Below are 16,701 nucleotides of genomic sequence, written 5' to 3' on the forward strand. Positions count from 1 at the left end.
GCGAAGGCTTCTATAATTGCGATTTGAGACATGGGACAGATGCATTAATATAGAATTTGCGCTGCATCTTACCATATACTGCCTACATTTAGAATGAAATAGCCCTGACCAGGAGGCCCCTGTATAACACAATTAGAACCTGCCTTGACAGCTTCTATAACTACTTGCTGGCTGGAGTCAGCATCAAGTATCTGATAAATTAATGAAGGATCTATTTGATCAAGTTCTGGCTCTTCAAAAATGGTGGTACTCTTGATATTGTTCGATGTTTCTTTTGAAGCCAAAGCCTTCAGTATGCGATGATTAGCTATCTTTTCCTGATTTTGTTCCAGGTCTTGAATCATTGCTGCTTTTGCATCCGGGAACAAAGTAATGTGTGCTGTTTCTTTTACTTCCCAGTTGGGTTGTTTAGCAGCGATCGCACTACGAACTTCATTGAAAAAATCTTCATAGCTCAATTCTTTAACCCTATCACTGTCAGGCAACGTTATACCATAATCCCGTAACCTGTTGGCTAAAGTAAAGTTAACAGCAATATCATCATCTATAGGGTGAAGAGTAAATTCTAATGACTTTCTACCTATTTTTTCTAATCTCACTGGAATAAGCAGAATAGGAGAAACATATTTTTCATGAGTATTTTCGGGATTAAACCATGTTAAGGCATTAATGACTAAAAAAAGACTATTAAAACCCTTCTCTTCAATGGTTGATTTAGCCTCTTTACGAAGTTCATCTAGAAGCTTTAACGGGTCTTCATCAGTCTGCTTAGGTTCCAGTTCACTAATTGGTAATGATTCAGGCTCATCTCCTGTAAAATGACCATATAAAAATGAAGAGTCTCTTAAAAGAGGAACTAATCTATTTTGATTTTGGCGTAAATCAACTAACGGATTTTTGTTGGATTCGCCAATCAGTTTTTTCTTCCAATAATTGATTTTGTCTTCGATTTTCTGAGATTCCGAAATACTCATTCGCTTTTGATTACAGTGCTGTACAGCAATTAACTTCTGTTTTAATACTTTTATTATAAGTAATATTTCTGATAAATATTATTATTTGTTACAATTTGCTGATATAAGGGTTGTCATTTGTTTGGACTACACCTTAGAAAAATCTCAATGTAACGACGTTACATATTATTGAAACGTAAAATGCCGTAAGCGATATTATGATTGGCATGGGCAATTTAACATCAAATAGCCAGTTAATACTTGAGATAAATGTATGATTAAAATCCTCCACCTTTCCGACATTCACATGGGAAGCGGCTTTTCCCACGGACGAATTAATCCGGTAACAGGTTTAAATACACGATTGGAGGATTTTGTCAATACATTATCTCGATGTATTGACCGAGCGATCGCAGATACCGTAGATCTAGTAATATTTGGTGGCGATGCTTTTCCGGATGCGACACCACCACCATACGTACAACAAGCTTTTGCTAACCAGTTTCGCCGTCTGGTAGATGCGAATATTCCCACAGTGCTGCTAGTGGGGAATCACGACCAACATTCCCAAGGACTAGGAGGCGCGAGTTTATGTATTTACCGCACCTTGGGAGTACCTGGTTTTGTTGTTGGCGATACATTGACTACTCATAACATCGAAACGCGCAATGGCAAAGTACAAGTAATTACCCTGCCTTGGCTGACTCGTTCCACGCTGATGACTCGTCAAGAAACTGAGGGTTTGTCTTTGGCGCAAGTCAATGAACTGTTAACGGAACGCCTGCGAGTTGTTTTGGAAGGGGAAGTTCGCCGTCTTGACCCCGATGTGCCAACTGTGCTTTTGGCTCACTTGATGGCTGACAATGCAACTTTAGGTGCAGAACGCTACTTAGCAGTGGGTAAAGGCTTTACTCTACCTTTGTCTTTGTTGACACGACCTTGTTTTGATTATGTAGCATTGGGGCATGTGCATCGGCATCAAAATTTGAATAAATCTAACAACCCGCCGGTGATTTATCCAGGGAGTATTGAGCGGGTAGATTTTAGTGAAGAAAAAGAAGACAAAGGCTATGTAATGATCGAACTGGAGCCGGGTAAGGCTGAGTGGGAATTTTGTCCGTTGCCAGTTCGGGATTTTTGCACAATTGAGGTGGATGTGTCCAAAGCAGACGATCCCCTAGCGGTATTAATGAAAGCGATCGCCAAATATGATATTGAAGATGCTGTAGTGCGGTTAATTTACAAACTCCGCTCCGAACAGATGGATTTAATTGAAAGTTCCTCTCTACATACTGCTTTAAGTGCAGCTCACACCTACACCATCCAAGCAGAATTAGTGAGTCAATTGGCTCGACCGCGTATTCCGGAATTGACTGCGAGTAGTAGCATCGATCCAATGGAAGCTTTGAAAACTTACTTGAATAATCGCGAAGACCTCAAAGATATCGCAGCATCAATGCTAGAAGCTGCACAAAAGTTGCTAGTAGATGATGTGGAAGTCTGGCTAGAAGCAACAACTAGTGAATGAGGTAATAGTAGTTATCTACGTCCAAGCACGGAAAAATGTACTATCTTCCCAAATGCTAGCAGTTTGCTGAGCGATCGCTGCCAATTCTTGCTCCTTAAGGGGTACAAAAGCACGCGCTATGTTGACATTATCCTCTAGTTGTGCAACCGTCTCCGCCGCAATTACACAACAATGCACCCCAGGCTGAGACATCGTATATCCCAAAGCTTGTTGCATACCCGTCAACCCGCCTGATTTAAATAGCCGACCATAAGCCGGGACTTTCATGGCAATTACACCGACATTTTTTTCTTGAGCAACTGGTAGAACTACCGGGATAAAAGGACGTGGGTGGTGTTTGTCAGCGGCATTTACAGGAATGAGTGTAGTGTGGAAGGGATAGCGACGCAACCCTTCGGCAATCACGTGAGGATCGTGATGTCCGGTAATACCTGCGAAGCGGACGAGTTTTTGTTCTATGGCTTCTTCTAAAGCTTGAATTGCACCAGATGAACTAAAGATGATGTCGAGTTCTTCAGCAAAAGAGACGTGATGTAACTGCCACAAATCGAGGTAATCTGTATTGAGACGTTTAAGCGATCGCTCTAATTCTCGCCATGCACCATCCCGATCTCTTTGATCGGTCTTGGTTGCTAGAAACAGTTTTGAACGATAGGGTGGTAGCACTTTGCCTAAATAATCTTCACTCGGCCCGTAACTTGCAGCAGTATCAAAGTAGCGAATACCAAGTTCCAGTGCTTTTTGAATAATTTCGGCAGCATCGCGTTCTCTTCCTTCCCAGGATAACGGCGTTTGTCCTGCTCCTCCCAAGCCGAAAATAGGGAGACTTACTTCCGTGCGTCCCACCACTCGTTCTGGCATCGTTGCAGGCAGTGTTGCGGTGTTGATAGTATTTTGTTGTGTGGCAGTGTTGGATCTATTTTGCTGTAAGGCATTAGTGGTCACAATACCACCGGTAACAGCAACACTAGTGATTAGGAAATTACGCCGCGTCTTTCCTTCTGTCATGATTGGTTTTGGGGGAAAAGTACTTTTCTTCTAATATGTTAGCTAGGGAGAATTTATTTCAGAGAGCAAAACTACTGATAGTTTAGGGAGACTCCGAAAGCGTTCGTCATTGGTGAGAAAAGTAGAGCATTGACTCAACAATGCTGTAGCAGCGTGGATAGCATCAGGTAATTTGATATTGATACTGGCACGGAGTTTAGCAGCTTCAATTAAGACCTGGCGACTGACAGGAATCACTGTTAAATTCTGGGAATTTGTAATCAGTTGTTTGTAACTTGTCTGTTGAGCTAAGTCCTGATTTTGGAAAGGTTTTATTAATACTTCTGCAAGTGATAGTTCACTGGTTACAACACTCAAGTTACCTCTATCGATACTTTGGAATAACTGAGTTAAATCTTGGGCGAATGCTGGATATCCTTCTAAAGCATAAATCCAAATGTTGGTATCCAGATAGACCCGTGTGCCTTGAATAGCATCTAGAATTCCCATGCATCGCGTTCTTGACGAATAAACTTATCAACATCTTCTGGCGTCGCAAAACTGCCCTTAGCACATCCAATGAAACTAGCTAGAGGCTTTTCAGAATGCTTTGTAGCTGACTCTAGAAATACTATTACTTCGACAGTTGCACCTGCGGGAAGTTCTGGAGAACAGATTTCTACTACACCGCCAGGTTTGACTATGGTCTTTTGTCTAACTCCATTAAACATGATAATTTATTCTCATTAGTGTCAGAATATCAGGATAAGTAAAAATAACTGCGATGTCTACGACGGGCTACGCCTACGCACTGTTTTTTCTAGTTTAGCTTTAAGGAGCGATCGCTATACTAAAAACATAAATCTCATCTATTATTTTAAGAAATTGAAACATCCTATCGGTTTAGCTTTGAAGGGCGATCATCTACTTATTGCTAACAGTATTTTTCTGAGCGTAGTTGAGATTTTTTTGATACTCTATAATTTTTTGCTGTGCTATGGTGTAATTTGGGCTAGAAGATGGCACATTTTTCATAAGTGCGATCGCTTCTTCCCATTCACTCACAACTGTCTTCCATTCATCTGGAGATTTCGCTAATTGAGTCAAGTTAGCTGCCTTGATTGCTTTATTTACTGCCTCTCGGAATGTATCAGTTTTAAGTAAGACATTTGGTGGTTCAGAAGTTAATGGTGAGGGCGTAACTAATACGGTTTTTGATGGTGTTTCTGGTTGATTTTTAAAAGATAGAGGAAATATTTCTAGTACTTCTGAGGATATATATATTAGGACAGGAACTAAACATATCAAAACAACCAGTATCAAGTGTTTGTTAAAATTACGCAAACTGCTTCTATTATTATTATTTTTAGTTTCTTTATGATTTGATAAAATATATTTTTTTATTTTGTTTACATCCATTTCTACGGGCGATTGATTGATTTTTTCGTCTATCTTTAACTCTGTATTATATTTATTTGTATCAGTTTTTTTATTACTAGAATATGCAAATATTATGCGCTGTCTTACCAAATATTCAATTTGATAAACTAGCGCGGCAGCAAAAATATAAAAAAATCCAAATATTCCTATTATTTTATTGTGAAAATTTCCGTAATATTCAAGTGATTGGCTATAAGTAATATTAGAAGATGGCAGAAATATTGTACAGAAAAAAATTGCTATTAATGTAGAAATAACAATCACAAGCCAAGCATATAATCCTTCCCACCAACTCATAATTCCTGGGAAAAATCCTTGGGTTTTACCTATTTCTGGTGCTTGAATTTCTGAGATAAACCGACTAAGCAGCAAATGTAAGCAGTGATGAGTAAAAGAAATTATTATAATTGGAGAAAGGATCAGTAGTATTGTAAACATTACAAATAATTCTAAGCTGTTTACAAAATATGCGATACGGTAGCCTACCTTTGAGGTACTATCAATTACAAATATAATAACTCTTAAAAATAAAGCTAAAATTAATGCTTTTAGCCAAGAACTAGGATAAGGAAACCATAAAGGCCAGTGAAATTTTTTTAGTTTTTGCCTTGTAGATTCTAAAATATTAGGCTGTGTCATAACTAATAAATGCGAAACCCTGATAAAAAATCGTCTATCTTAAGATTCCCCATTTAGAAGCAAAAATAACATAGAAATTTTCCAAATATTATATTTAATTTTTATTAAATTTATTATATTTAATTCGATTCTATTGTTTCTTGATAACCATAGCCTTTAGAACATGAAAAAAATCAACACTAACGTTCTTTAGTAATGACACAGTTGTTATTACTAATAATTACTTTGTTAACTAAAAAGTAGTTACAATTTGACAAAATATCATTGATAATTTTATTTGCAATATTTTCAAAATCTTGGCTTTTTAATTCGCGGACACTATCACCGTTTAAATTAATAGAAACAGTTAGCATCTGAGAATTATTATAAGACTCTAGATCGTTTTCTTCAGGTTCTGGGAAATCTAAATCAAATTCTTGAGTCCAAGCTGGAAACTCTTGATCTACGTGCTGTCCGTAAATCTTGACTTTTTGAACAGATGCAGCCGCTAAATTAGTTAATCCTCTACGGATAAATGCAACCCATGTTTCCCGATCTGGTACTTGGGCAGATTCTAGTGTTACCTCTAAGTAAGCATCCTTGAAGGCTACTTTTGCAGCGATCCCTTTTGGTAAGAGATGGCGGTTCATTAAAGATGCGATCGCCTCTACATCTCCCTGTTTTGCAAGTTCCAGAATATTTAGCAGCGTCATAACCAGTAAAAGAGAAAATCAAAAGAAAATAACCTCATATTCTTATGATTCCCCCTTGAGAGACTTAAGTAACATTATGATGCAACGTATCAACGAGCCAAAGCTTTAATGTCTAATATAAAAAAGGAGTCAGAATTCAGAATTCACAATTCAGAATTCAGAATTCAGAATAAATTCCAATTTAAAATATGAAGATTTATCAACATCATGCTTGGCCTTCAACTGTGGAGGAAGCCATAGTTATTCAAGAACAGTTGCGAAATCAGGTAATTACATCGGATAAACTCCAAGAACCTGTGCAGTACGTCGCCGGAGTCGATATGGGTTTTGAAGCCGATGGCACCATTAGCCGTGCAGCTGTGGCAGTACTGAGTTTTCCTGATTTGCAAGTGATTGAGACGAGCTTAGCACACCGTCCTACTTCTTTTCCTTATATTCCTGGTTTCCTTTCATTCCGGGAAATCCCCGCTGTCTTGGATGCTTTGGAGAAAATTAAAACAACACCAGATCTGATTTTGTGTGACGGTCAAGGAATTGCCCATCCCCGCAGATTCGGTATAGCTAGCCATTTGGGTGTATTACTGGATATGCCGACAATTGGTGTAGCTAAATCATTGTTGATAGGTAAGTATGAAGAATTGCCAGAAACTAGGGGTAACTGGCGATCGCTCATACATAAAGGTGAAATAATTGGAGCAGTTTTGCGATCGCGCACAGGAGTAAAACCCCTGTACGTCTCCAGCGGTCATCGAATCAGTTTAGCAACAGCAATTGACTATGTATTACGCTGCACGCCGAAATATCGTCTCCCAGAAACTACACGCATTGCTGATAAATTAGCGTCGGCAAGATAAAGGTTATTGAAGTTTTTTCTAAATACTTGCTTACGCGTACTCTATCGTGTTAGGAATCGCACAGAAAGAAGTTGAAGTAGCTAAAATACGAGTTAAAAAGTTAGAACAATGAACGCACTAACTTTACAGTGGCACGATGCAGGTAGAGATCAAACTCAGAACATTTACGAACAACAGCCAAGTAAAAATCCTGGCACCGTCCGCATCGGTCGCGATCCCCTGCGGTGCGATATTGTTCTGAGTAATCCCACTGTATCTGGTTTGCATATTGAAATATTTTTTCATCCCCAGCAACAGCGCTTTTATCTGAGGAACTTGCGATCGCAAAATCCCCCACTGGTTGATGGACGCCAACTAGTCCAAGGAGAAATGCCTTTGGCTGAGGGTACTAATATCTCTTTGGGACAAATACAACTCAAAGTTACTAGTATTTCCACAGATAACATTCCCGCAACAATTTTGATGCCACCGCAACCGCCAGCGGCAAACCCCCATTCACCAGCCAATATCGGACATCACCATCACCACCATTCACCCACACCCCCCACACCACCGCTAGGAGCTTATGGCTTAAAATGTCCCAAATGTCACAAAGTTTCCCCACCAGAGAATCTACAAATTGGCTGTCCTTGGTGTGGAACATCTTTGGCTGCCGCAGTGAGTGTGTTAGTAGCGCCTGGGAGTTAGGGAGTGGGGCATAGGGCATGGGGCATAGGGCATGGGGCATGGGGCATGGGGAGACAAATCAATTCAAAATGACGCTCTCTACGAGACGCTACGCGTAGCTTGCTTCTGTGCAGGAGTACGCGGACACGGCGAATCGCTGCTCTAACAAAATTCTTGCATTAAAGAACTTCTGCCTGGTCACTGAGCGTAGTCGAAGTGCTGCCTCCTGCCTCCTGTTTTCCCAATGGCCAATGACTAATGACTAATGACTAATGACCAATGACTAATGACCAATGACTAATGACCAATGACTAATGACCAATGACTAATGACCAATGACTAATGACCAATGACTAATGACCAATGACTAATCATTTACAAATCCAATTAAGTTGGGAAGAACCGGCGACGGGAGAACGGCGAGAACCAATGTTGAATATACCGATCGCCTTTGGTCGGGAATTCGCTCGGTTACCTGCTGAACTTGGAGGACAGCGGGTTTCGAGGATGTTGCTCAATAGCAATGAAGTTTCTCGCTATCATGCCCTAATTGACTGGGAACAAAATAATCTCGTAGCCATCGACCAAGGCAGCGTTAACGGTATCTTTGTCAACGGTAAACAACAAAAGCGCAGTGTTCTGGCTAATGGCGATACATTGCAAATTGGCCCCTATGTCATCACAATCAAGTTTGCTGCTAGTGGCACTGAACCAGATACCACCCCTCCTTCAACGATTCGGTTTAACCCAAATACCAATATTCCAGACCCCAGTTTGCCTGTACCCCAGCCTGGAATCAGCGCAGGCACTAATTTTCCGCCGCCAGTATTTCAAGCACAAAAAGTCCCCGTGTTAGGACTTTATGCTACTGGGCTACCAGTGGATGAAACTGATTATCTAGCGATCGGGGCGGGGCTGGGTAGCTTTGTTTGGGCTGATTTGCTGCGAATTAGTGGTGTGCGTGCTGACAAGATTGTAGCTGTGGGGTTAGAAGCAGAACCTTATGCCCGTTATAAGCGCCTGTGTATGAATTCCCAAATTCCTCTACATGAAAGACTGCGGTCTAATTCTGATTCTTGTCCTGATAATATTTGGGGCTGGCCTAGTTATGCCTTGCGCGAAGCTTGGGCTGACTTTGGTAAAGGACACATGAAATCAGCATTTAAAAATTTGTGGCAGGTGTTTGCTGAACCAACATTTGCTGAAACTTATACACCCCGTTCCGGTAACGTTTTTAATTCCATAGATAGGGAAGCCAAGCGCATTGCCTGGAACCAAATATATCGTTATGGGCGAGTCCGGGCAATTCGTAAAACCGATGACGGTAGGTATTGCATCGCCTATTCTCGCGCCCCAGGAAATTATGCTTTTTTAGTTAGTCGTTATTTACATTTAGCTACTGGATATCCAGCAATTCAGTTTCTTCCAGATTTGCAAGCTTATAGAGAAAAATATCAAGACTTTAAAACTGTTGTGAATGCTTATGAAGCACACGATCATGTTTATCAGCAACTAGAGCAACACGGTGGTACAGTATTGATTCGGGGAAGAGGAATTGTGGCTTCGCGGATTGTGCAGCGGATTTATGAAGCCAGAAAACGAAATCGGAATATTTCAGTTTTACATTTAATGCGATCGCCTAAACCCCAAGGCAACAAATTTCAAAATGCCCAGCGGGTAGTCAAAAATCATTACGAATTTCAACCCTTTAACTGGCCAAAAGCTTGTTGGGGCGGCGAACTCCGGGCAATGTTAGAAAAAGCCACCCCCGACGAACGCAAAAGCTTACTCGCAGACTGGGGTGGTACCACCACCGCCGACCGGCACGACTGGCAGCGAATTACTGCCCAAGGAATCAGCGAAGGCTGGTATCAAATTACCTTCGGCGAAGTGCTGGATGTGGAACGAGATCCCCAAAACCGGACTATTACCCACATCCGAGAAAAAAGCTTTGGCGAAATGAAATTGATAGCTGACTTTATTGTTGATGCTACTGGGCTGGATGCCAAGGTAAATGCTAGTCCTTTACTAGAAGATTTTGTCAAACATTACAACTTGCCACTGAATCACCTGGGGCGATTGGCTGTAGCCAACAATTTTGAACTAGTAGAAATGCGAAATGACAAAGGACAGATGTATGCAGCAGGGGCAATTACCCTTGGTGGCCCTTATGCCGCAGTTGATAGTTTCTTGGGCTTGCAATACGCCGCATTAGTCGCCGTTGATGGACTCGCCGCCGCCCGTGCGCCTGGAGTTCATAGGTTGAATGCTGTAAGTTCCTTTGGCCAGTGGTTGAAGTGGGCGTTAAATCAGTCACCCTGATAAGATTTTGGATTTTAGATTTACGTCTGATGTGAATTATCCAAATCAACGAAATATCAATAATTATCCGTCCTGTAGAGACGTTGCAATGCAACGTCTTTACAACGAAAAATCTGATACATATAGATTTACCGTAGGGGCTGTGCGCCCCTACCAAGGTATTTGTATCAACTGTAAAGTGAAATGGTATCAGGTAGATAAACCGTGAGCATCTGCTGTGAAAGCAACTTCGTAGAGATGAGTTTCTGTAGTACCAGGTATATTCATTAATGTTTCACGCTGCTGCAACAGTTCAAGAATTTCATGTGGTGGTTGAGAGTTCCACTGTGAATAATTCAAAATTCGATTGCCGTCAAGACTTCGATGAAGATTCATTGAAATAAAACCAATTTGCTCAGTTAGCATTGGATATACTTTTGTTTCTAAACTCTCTAATACTTGTTGCTGTTGATTTGGCTGAACATGAACTAGACTAATTAACGTCTTTAATCCATTTTGAGGTTTAATAACAGTTGGCTGTCCAAAACTAGAAACAACTTCGTAATACCGTAAATCCATCTTCACGTTCAATGCTTGATATTGAGAAAATGCTGTCATGATATCCGAGTTTTCATGAATTACTTCGCTTGATTGCTGGTCTTTCCACTGCACATAATTCACGACCTTGATCCCATCAAAACTGCGATGAAAGTTTGCATTCAGAAAACCGGGTTGCTTTCGCATCAAAGAATCAGTTTGTGACCTCAGAAGATCGAGTAGCACCTGTTGGTTTGCAGGTTCGACTGTAAAAACGTTGATAAAAGTTGCAATTCCATGATTGACTTCAATTGTTGCTGGATAGTAAACCTTAGCCATAAGACAATCCTTGAGTTTAAAACTTCAAAACAGATTGCCCTGAGTGTAGCGATTGTCTTGAAATAAAAACTTTCCCGCTTTTGCTGAAACTATGCTAATTTTGCGGTGACTTTATCGCTGATTGCGATATGCTCTTGGTGTCACACCAGTCAACTGACGAAACAGGCGTGTAAAAGCACTAGGCGTTGCAAAGCCTATTTGCAGAGCAATTTCAGTGATTGATAACTGACTTTCCCACAGCAATTGCTTTGCTTGCTCGATTCTGCGTTGCGTCAGGTACTGATGAGGAGCGATACCCATTGATTGCTTGAACTGACGACAGAAGTGATACTGGCTCATATCCAGCAAATCTGCAAGCTGCGCTAACGTAAAGGATTGATCTAAATGCGACTCAATGTAATCCAGTGCTTGTTTTAGTCGATATTTCGGTAAACCTTTGACATCAAAGTGAAACTGGAATTTTCCTGCCGTATGATGTTGAAGTAACCGAGCTGCTAAAGTAGTAGCCAGGGACTCACCAAATAAATACCCAATTGGATGTCCTGCTGTAATATCAGACTTAAGCGCCAGGGCGATTTGATGGATAAGTGGATCGATAAGAGCTACTTTAGGTAACAATTCTAAGCAATCACTTTTGACAAATTCCTGACCTATCTGCTTGAGAAACTGTGGAGAAATACCAAGCAGGAAAAATTCAGCCTGCTGCTGCCAAAAAGACCAGAAACTTGCGCCTGCTGGAATAATGAGAATTTCACCATTGCCATAGCAGTGTTTACTGAACTGGCCCTCTAATCGATGTTCTGCTTTAATTAAACTTCCAGAGCCAGTAATTCCAATCAAATGTTGTGCCCATTGATGGTGTGGAGATTCATGGGTGAAATGATGATAGTGAGTGAAAAAGATACTGCTCCATTGAGCATACTCACTTGACAATAAAGGCACACCGGGGATGACTTGGCGAGAGCTTTCTTGCTGAGTTAAATCTGCAATTAGATTATTTTTATGAGATATCACAGCAACTGAACCGATAGCTACACCTTGCAGTTTAACTCAACACAATTACCCAGTATTTCTTGGATATAGGACTTACGCAAAATATAATCTTTTCTACGAGACGCTAAGACCGAACGAGACGCTACGCGAAGGCGGTTCGATTCTTATACCCCTTGATATCTAAATTAAAATGAAAAATACAGCGTAAGTGTAGTCGGTCGTAGAGATCTCAGGCGTTTTAAGTTCCAAATGCCAACTTTGACCTTCTGAGGCTCAAAAGCTCAATTTAGAGGCGATCCCTTCAGCCCGCCTCTGATTTAAATCGCAGCCTAAGAGCAAAAGTCAGTTAAAACTGACTCAAATTAACTAAAGTTTAGTCCGTTTGAACGGACTTAGGCTATTAGCCTTGGAATTGATTCCAAGGCGGGATAGCAACGAAGCAAAAAATTTGCCTTTAGCAATGCTATTACTTGTTTTTTTCCCTTGTCGGGCGTACTAAAGTTTTAACTAAACCAGTAATTGCGACTATCACAGATGCAATTCCGGCGATGGACACTGAAGTCAAAATTGCCACTGCAAGGATGATTTCACCAGGACTGTCTCCGTTTCGCATCCAGGTAGATGGATTTTCTACTAATGTTGGCGATCCGGAGATTAATTGCGAAGTTTGGGTAGTTTGATTAGCGTTGACTGAATTTGTTAAAGCACTTTTCATGGCTAAACCTCTTCTAAATGTTTCTATGCAAATCGTATTTCTGCCAGAACAAGAGGAAATTCCCTAGAAATGGAGACAAAGTGGAAAGAAAGTAGAAATTAAGTAGAATCGAGAATAAATCTTACAAGCTGTCTATGGAATGGGCTGATTTTTTAGCCAATGAAGCTACTACTCATAAATTATCCTCGGCGCAAAGGGAAGCTTTTGTAGAGCGTTTGAAGGTTGAAAACTTAGAGAAGAGTGAATTAAATCTTGCCACTAAAATAGGCATTTCAGAAGATGCTTTCACAAAGCGGATGAATGCAGTTTATAAAAAGTTTGCCATGAGTTATCCTGAGTTAGACAGGATTAAAGGCAGGGGTCAGCTGGAAGAGTTACGGGCTTGCCTGACAAGCAAATATCATGGCGGGCAAGATGCCCAACTAACAATTAAGGAGATTCATCACAATATTCCCCCTGCTGTTCCATTTGAAAAATTTGTGGGACGTGAGACGGAACTAGAAGAACTGCACCAGCAATTACAAACATCTCGGCAAGTTGCTATTGTCGCTGTGACGGGTATGGGTGGAGTAGGCAAAACTGAACTTGCTATCCAATATGCCAAACAGCATTTGCAGAATTATCAAGGTGGAGTTTGCTGGTTATCTGCACAGGGAATAGACATCAGAATTCAGATTCTTAGATTTTTTGAATTAAAATTTAACACAATTGTACCTGACGATAGGGAATTAGCAGATAGGCTGACATACTGCTGGCAGAATTGGCAAAAAGGTGAAGTACTTCTGGTGTTTGATAATGTCACCGACTACAAAAAACAGGTTCAGCATAACTTACCCCCAGAATCACCCCGGTTTAAAGCACTGCTGACAACGCGCGAGAAATTTGATAGAACTTTGTCGCAATTATGCTTGGGTGTTCTCAAGCCATTGGCGGCAATGAAATTATTAAAATCGTTGGTTGACAGAGAACGGCTGAAAAGCGAACCTTGGGTTGCGAGAAAAATTTGTAGAGACTTGGGATATTTGCCTTTGGCGTTAGAGTTAGTGGGGCGATATCTAGATACAATGCCAGATTTGTCTTTAGAAAAACTGCTGAAGCGGCTAGAGAAAAAGCGACTGGAACACGAAGCAATAGCCAAGGCGAACCCATTAATGCGTTATGAATACGGCGTTGCTGAAGCTATTGCGTTGAGTTGGGAACAATTGGATGAGAAAGCACAAGGCTTAGGCTGTTGGCTGAGTTTGTATGCCTTGGCTGATATTCGTTTTTCTGTTGAGTGGATACAAGATGACGATGAACAAGAACTTTGGGAGAAAGCTATAGCTAAGTTGCGGAAACTGCATTTAATACAATGGCAAAGTAAAGGAATTTATCGTCTACATCCACTGATTCGGAAATTTTTCCAAATGAAGTTGGATGAGTCAAGTAATGCAGATAAGCTAAAAACAATCTTTGCAGCGCTGATGCTAGAGGTAGCAAAGGATATTCCTCCACAGCTTAACCGTGAAGATATTTTAAACTTTACTCCCTTTATCCCCCATCTTGGAGAAGTTGGAACTCACTTATCCCAATATCTAAGCGACGAGGATTTAGTTGGGCTTTTCAGAGGTTTAGGCTGGTTTTATTACGGTCAAGGACTTTATCAACAAGCAGAACCTTGGTACAAACTATGTAAAGATATAGCTGAAAATGCTTTTGGTTTAGAACATCTTTATGTCGCCGCTAGCCTGAACAATCTCGCAGAACTCTACCGTTATACAGGACGCTACGACGAAGCTGAACCCCTGTATCAGCAAGCTTTAGAACTGACTAAACGCTTACTGGGAGACGACCATCCCAATGTCGCCACTAGCCTGAACAATCTCGCATTACTCTACGAATCTACAGGACGTTACAGCGAAGCTGAAGCCTTGTATCAGCAAGCTTTGGAACTTTACAAACGCTTACTGGGAGACAACCATCCCGATGTCGCTACTAGCCTAAACAATCTCGCATTACTCTACGAGTCTACAGGACGCTACAACCAAGCTGAACCCCTGTATCAACAAGCTTTGGAACTGTATAAAAGCTTACTAGGAGACAACCATCTGCTTGTCGCTAATAGCCTGGACAATATTGCAGGACTCTACAAATCTACAGAACGCTACGGCGAAGCCGAACCCATGTATCAGCAGGCTTTAGAACTGAAAAAACGCTTACTAGGAGACAACCATCCCGATGTCGCCACTAGCTTGAACAATCTCGCAGAACTCTACAGTTCCACAAAACGCTACAACGAAGCTGAACCCCTGTATCAGCAAGCTTTAGAACTGAAAAAACGCTTTGTAGGAGACAATCATCCCGATGTCGCGGCTATCCTGAACAATCTCGCAGTACTCTACAGTTCTACAGGACGCTATGACAAAGCTGAAGCCATGTATCAGCAAGCTTTGGCAATTTGTGAGCAGACTTTAGGTATAGGTCATCCTAATACAATTGGGGTTAGGGGAAATTATGCAAGATTTTTAAGAAAACCATATCGTTAGCGATCGCCCCCTTTCTCTAAAACCACACCAAATTGATGCCACACAACAGTTGTAGTTTAAAAGCGATCGCCTATAAATTAAAATAGCTATCTCTCTATTTTTCACTTTACTTTAGATATAAAGGAGCGATCGCTTACTTATTTCAAGTTCCAAACACCAAATATGAACTTATAAGAATAAATTTATGCGAACAGTACCAATCCAATTACCAGAAACAGTATTTTCAGCACTTCGGAAAAATCCTGAAGAATTTATTCAAGAAATGCGAATTGCAGCAGCAGTTAAATGGTATGAATTAGGAGAAATATCACAAGCCAAAGCGGCAGAAATAGCTGGGCTAACTCGTGCTGAATTTATTAATGCTTTATCACGCTACCAAGTAGATTTTATGCAATATACTGCCCAAGAGTTAGCCGAGGAACTGGCTAATGTCGATTAATTGTGTAATTATTAACTCTTCACCTTTGATTGTTCTATTGAAAAGTCAACAAGCAAAATTAATTCCACAATTATTAACAGAGATTTTAGTTCCATCAGGTGTTTTTGAAGAAGGCTCAAACAACAAGCAGGCGAATAGCGATCGCCCCCTTTCTCCCAAAATCACACCATGACCTGAAGCTTATGCAACAAAATTCCATTATCAAAATTACTTTCGAGGATCTGGCTGTCATCAAAGTTGGTAATAAAACCCGCTTGCCCTTGGCGGAATTAGATGCCTCCAGCCACATTCATGGCGCTTTATTGATTAATATTGGTAATCGTTTCGTACCATATATGGGTTATTGGGGAGCCAATGACGTGTGCTTCTCTCAGTGGATTGGGGAACTCGAAAGAATCCGCCATGAGTTCAAAGGTAGCGCTCAAGCCCGCTACTGTTTCGACGAAGGGGAGCAAGGGCAGCCGGCATTTCTCTTTGAGCGAGAGGGCGAGATGATGTATTTATCCATCATAGATTCCGCGATATCGGATGGCGAAGGGGATGACGATTGGCAGAAAGTAGGGTTTAGCTATCGGGAGTTTATCAGTGAATACGAAGCCTTCTACAAGCGATTTAGCGCCGAGTTGCAGCGATTAGCACCGACAGCAGCGAGCGAATGGGTTGGCAAGTTTTTGCGGCGGGTAGGCTAACACTTTACGGCAGCGGAAGGACGAAAGCCCCTGGTGGGTTGCCGAGGTTATTTGCCACCGCTGCGTTTTGCCGTTAAACCGCTTTTTAAAAATCGAGAGTCAATCTTTAACAGAACTTTTATAGACAGCTCAGGCGTTTTAAGTTCTAAATGCCAACGTTGACCTTCTGAAGCTCGACGTTGACCTTCTGAAGCTCGACGTTGACCTTCTGAGGCTCAACGTTGACCTTCTGAAGCTCGACGTTGACCTTCTGAGGCTCAACGTTGACCTTCTGAAGCTCAACGTTGACCTTCTGAAGCTCGACGTTGACCTTCTGAGGCTCGACGTTGACCTTCTGAGGCTCGACGTTGACCTTCTGAGGCTCGACGTTGACCTTCTGAGGCTCGACGTTGACCTTCTGAGGC

Annotated in this window: 19 protein-coding genes; 9 read left to right on the forward strand and 10 right to left on the reverse strand. The window is 41.3% G+C overall.

The features are described 5' to 3' along the window. Positions 1-68: 68 nt before the first annotated feature. A complete protein-coding gene (locus H6H03_RS37165; protein ID WP_190960015.1) occupies positions 69-974 on the reverse strand; it encodes a DUF4011 domain-containing protein in 906 nt (301 codons plus the stop codon). Between the two features lie 253 nt (positions 975-1,227). Between H6H03_RS37165 and sbcD the strand changes: the two genes are divergently transcribed. Then, complete coding sequence (gene sbcD, locus H6H03_RS37170) at positions 1,228-2,481, forward strand: exonuclease subunit SbcD (RefSeq protein WP_190960016.1); 1,254 nt, start codon at positions 1,228-1,230, stop codon at positions 2,479-2,481. Positions 2,482-2,496: 15 nt separating this feature from the next. Here sbcD and H6H03_RS37175 read toward each other — a convergent pair whose 3' ends face one another. From H6H03_RS37175 to H6H03_RS37195, 5 genes are all read right to left on the reverse strand, one after another. After that, a complete protein-coding gene (locus H6H03_RS37175) occupies positions 2,497-3,489 on the reverse strand; it encodes an aldo/keto reductase (protein ID WP_190960017.1) in 993 nt (330 codons plus the stop codon). Positions 3,490-3,531: 42 nt separating this feature from the next. Beyond that, on the reverse strand, positions 3,532-3,978 hold the full coding sequence (locus H6H03_RS37180; protein WP_190960018.1) for a type II toxin-antitoxin system VapC family toxin: 447 nt from the start codon (positions 3,976-3,978) through the stop codon (positions 3,532-3,534). After that, positions 3,966-4,199 carry a hypothetical protein gene (locus H6H03_RS37185; protein WP_190960019.1) on the reverse strand — a complete coding sequence of 78 codons (234 nt, stop codon included), beginning with the start codon at positions 4,197-4,199 and terminating at the stop codon, positions 3,966-3,968. The genes H6H03_RS37180 and H6H03_RS37185 overlap by 13 nt, the downstream gene beginning before the upstream one ends. Positions 4,200-4,392: 193 nt before the next feature. After that, the gene (locus H6H03_RS37190) at positions 4,393-5,547 is read right to left on the reverse strand and encodes a hypothetical protein (protein ID WP_190960020.1); all 1,155 of its coding nucleotides are present in this window, start codon (positions 5,545-5,547) and stop codon (positions 4,393-4,395) included. Positions 5,548-5,726: 179 nt separating this feature from the next. Next, positions 5,727-6,239: a hypothetical protein gene (locus tag H6H03_RS37195; RefSeq protein WP_190960021.1), complete on the reverse strand. Its 513-nt coding sequence runs from the start codon at positions 6,237-6,239 to the stop codon at positions 5,727-5,729. Between the two features lie 188 nt (positions 6,240-6,427). Here H6H03_RS37195 and nfi point away from each other — a divergent pair, with 188 nt between their 5' ends. From nfi to H6H03_RS37210, 4 genes are all read left to right on the forward strand, one after another. After that, positions 6,428-7,093, forward strand: a complete 666-nt coding sequence (gene nfi, locus H6H03_RS37200) for a deoxyribonuclease V (protein WP_190960022.1) — start codon at positions 6,428-6,430, stop codon at positions 7,091-7,093. A 108-nt stretch (positions 7,094-7,201) separates the two neighbouring features. Beyond that, positions 7,202-7,780: an FHA domain-containing protein gene (locus H6H03_RS37205; RefSeq protein ID WP_190960023.1), complete on the forward strand. Its 579-nt coding sequence runs from the start codon at positions 7,202-7,204 to the stop codon at positions 7,778-7,780. Between the two features lie 31 nt (positions 7,781-7,811). Further along, positions 7,812-7,925, forward strand: coding sequence for a DUF971 domain-containing protein (locus H6H03_RS40925; RefSeq protein WP_242058175.1), 114 nt, complete (start codon positions 7,812-7,814; stop codon positions 7,923-7,925). 197 nt (positions 7,926-8,122) lie between these two features. Next, a complete protein-coding gene (locus H6H03_RS37210) occupies positions 8,123-10,081 on the forward strand; it encodes an FHA domain-containing protein (RefSeq protein WP_190960024.1) in 1,959 nt (652 codons plus the stop codon). Positions 10,082-10,270: 189 nt separating this feature from the next. Here the strand turns inward: H6H03_RS37210 and H6H03_RS37215 are convergent, their stop codons facing one another. From H6H03_RS37215 to H6H03_RS37225, 3 genes are all read right to left on the reverse strand, one after another. After that, complete coding sequence (locus tag H6H03_RS37215; RefSeq protein WP_190960025.1) at positions 10,271-10,936, reverse strand: antibiotic biosynthesis monooxygenase; 666 nt, start codon at positions 10,934-10,936, stop codon at positions 10,271-10,273. Between the two features lie 111 nt (positions 10,937-11,047). After that, positions 11,048-11,950: a helix-turn-helix domain-containing protein gene (locus H6H03_RS41915; RefSeq protein WP_190960026.1), complete on the reverse strand. Its 903-nt coding sequence runs from the start codon at positions 11,948-11,950 to the stop codon at positions 11,048-11,050. Positions 11,951-12,395: 445 nt separating this feature from the next. Beyond that, positions 12,396-12,644, reverse strand: a complete 249-nt coding sequence (locus H6H03_RS37225) for a hypothetical protein (protein WP_190960027.1) — start codon at positions 12,642-12,644, stop codon at positions 12,396-12,398. 134 nt (positions 12,645-12,778) lie between these two features. Between H6H03_RS37225 and H6H03_RS37230 the strand changes: the two genes are divergently transcribed. From H6H03_RS37230 to H6H03_RS37245, 4 genes are all read left to right on the forward strand, one after another. Further along, positions 12,779-15,169 (forward strand): tetratricopeptide repeat protein, encoded by a 2,391-nt coding sequence (locus H6H03_RS37230; protein ID WP_190960028.1) that lies wholly within the window; start codon positions 12,779-12,781, stop codon positions 15,167-15,169. A gap of 184 nt (positions 15,170-15,353) precedes the next feature. Beyond that, complete coding sequence (locus H6H03_RS37235) at positions 15,354-15,608, forward strand: UPF0175 family protein (RefSeq protein WP_190960029.1); 255 nt, start codon at positions 15,354-15,356, stop codon at positions 15,606-15,608. Beyond that, positions 15,598-15,780 (forward strand): hypothetical protein, encoded by a 183-nt coding sequence (locus H6H03_RS37240; RefSeq protein WP_242058176.1) that lies wholly within the window; start codon positions 15,598-15,600, stop codon positions 15,778-15,780. Before H6H03_RS37235 ends, H6H03_RS37240 begins: the two co-directional genes overlap by 11 nt. 10 nt (positions 15,781-15,790) lie before the next feature. Next, positions 15,791-16,297: a hypothetical protein gene (locus H6H03_RS37245; protein ID WP_190960030.1), complete on the forward strand. Its 507-nt coding sequence runs from the start codon at positions 15,791-15,793 to the stop codon at positions 16,295-16,297. A gap of 145 nt (positions 16,298-16,442) precedes the next feature. On the opposite strand, the gene H6H03_RS37250 is transcribed toward H6H03_RS37245, so the two are convergent. Next, positions 16,443-16,701 (reverse strand): hypothetical protein (locus H6H03_RS37250; RefSeq protein ID WP_390842920.1); only part of this gene is annotated, 259 nt, incomplete at its 5' end.

This window comes from Nostoc paludosum FACHB-159, from assembly GCF_014698835.1.
GTDB classification, from domain to species: domain Bacteria; phylum Cyanobacteriota; class Cyanobacteriia; order Cyanobacteriales; family Nostocaceae; genus Nostoc; species Nostoc paludosum.

What these genes read in the sequence shown, in the direction of transcription:
- H6H03_RS37165 (WP_190960015.1), bottom strand. Translation starts at nt 974, where the DNA reads ATGAGTATTTCGGAATCTCAGAAAATCGAAGACAAAATCAATTATTGG.
- sbcD (WP_190960016.1), top strand. Translation starts at nt 1,228, where the DNA reads ATGATTAAAATCCTCCACCTTTCCGACATTCACATGGGAAGCGGCTTT.
- H6H03_RS37175 (WP_190960017.1), bottom strand. Translation starts at nt 3,489, where the DNA reads ATGACAGAAGGAAAGACGCGGCGTAATTTCCTAATCACTAGTGTTGCT.
- H6H03_RS37180 (WP_190960018.1), bottom strand. Translation starts at nt 3,978, where the DNA reads ATGGGAATTCTAGATGCTATTCAAGGCACACGGGTCTATCTGGATACC.
- H6H03_RS37185 (WP_190960019.1), bottom strand. Translation starts at nt 4,199, where the DNA reads ATGTTTAATGGAGTTAGACAAAAGACCATAGTCAAACCTGGCGGTGTA.
- H6H03_RS37190 (WP_190960020.1), bottom strand. Translation starts at nt 5,547, where the DNA reads ATGACACAGCCTAATATTTTAGAATCTACAAGGCAAAAACTAAAAAAA.
- H6H03_RS37195 (WP_190960021.1), bottom strand. Translation starts at nt 6,239, where the DNA reads ATGACGCTGCTAAATATTCTGGAACTTGCAAAACAGGGAGATGTAGAG.
- nfi (WP_190960022.1), top strand. Translation starts at nt 6,428, where the DNA reads ATGAAGATTTATCAACATCATGCTTGGCCTTCAACTGTGGAGGAAGCC.
- H6H03_RS37205 (WP_190960023.1), top strand. Translation starts at nt 7,202, where the DNA reads ATGAACGCACTAACTTTACAGTGGCACGATGCAGGTAGAGATCAAACT.
- H6H03_RS40925 (WP_242058175.1), top strand. Translation starts at nt 7,812, where the DNA reads ATGGGGCATGGGGCATGGGGAGACAAATCAATTCAAAATGACGCTCTC.
- H6H03_RS37210 (WP_190960024.1), top strand. Translation starts at nt 8,123, where the DNA reads ATGACTAATCATTTACAAATCCAATTAAGTTGGGAAGAACCGGCGACG.
- H6H03_RS37215 (WP_190960025.1), bottom strand. Translation starts at nt 10,936, where the DNA reads ATGGCTAAGGTTTACTATCCAGCAACAATTGAAGTCAATCATGGAATT.
- H6H03_RS37225 (WP_190960027.1), bottom strand. Translation starts at nt 12,644, where the DNA reads ATGAAAAGTGCTTTAACAAATTCAGTCAACGCTAATCAAACTACCCAA.
- H6H03_RS37230 (WP_190960028.1), top strand. Translation starts at nt 12,779, where the DNA reads ATGGAATGGGCTGATTTTTTAGCCAATGAAGCTACTACTCATAAATTA.
- H6H03_RS37235 (WP_190960029.1), top strand. Translation starts at nt 15,354, where the DNA reads ATGCGAACAGTACCAATCCAATTACCAGAAACAGTATTTTCAGCACTT.
- H6H03_RS37240 (WP_242058176.1), top strand. Translation starts at nt 15,598, where the DNA reads ATGTCGATTAATTGTGTAATTATTAACTCTTCACCTTTGATTGTTCTA.
- H6H03_RS37245 (WP_190960030.1), top strand. Translation starts at nt 15,791, where the DNA reads ATGCAACAAAATTCCATTATCAAAATTACTTTCGAGGATCTGGCTGTC.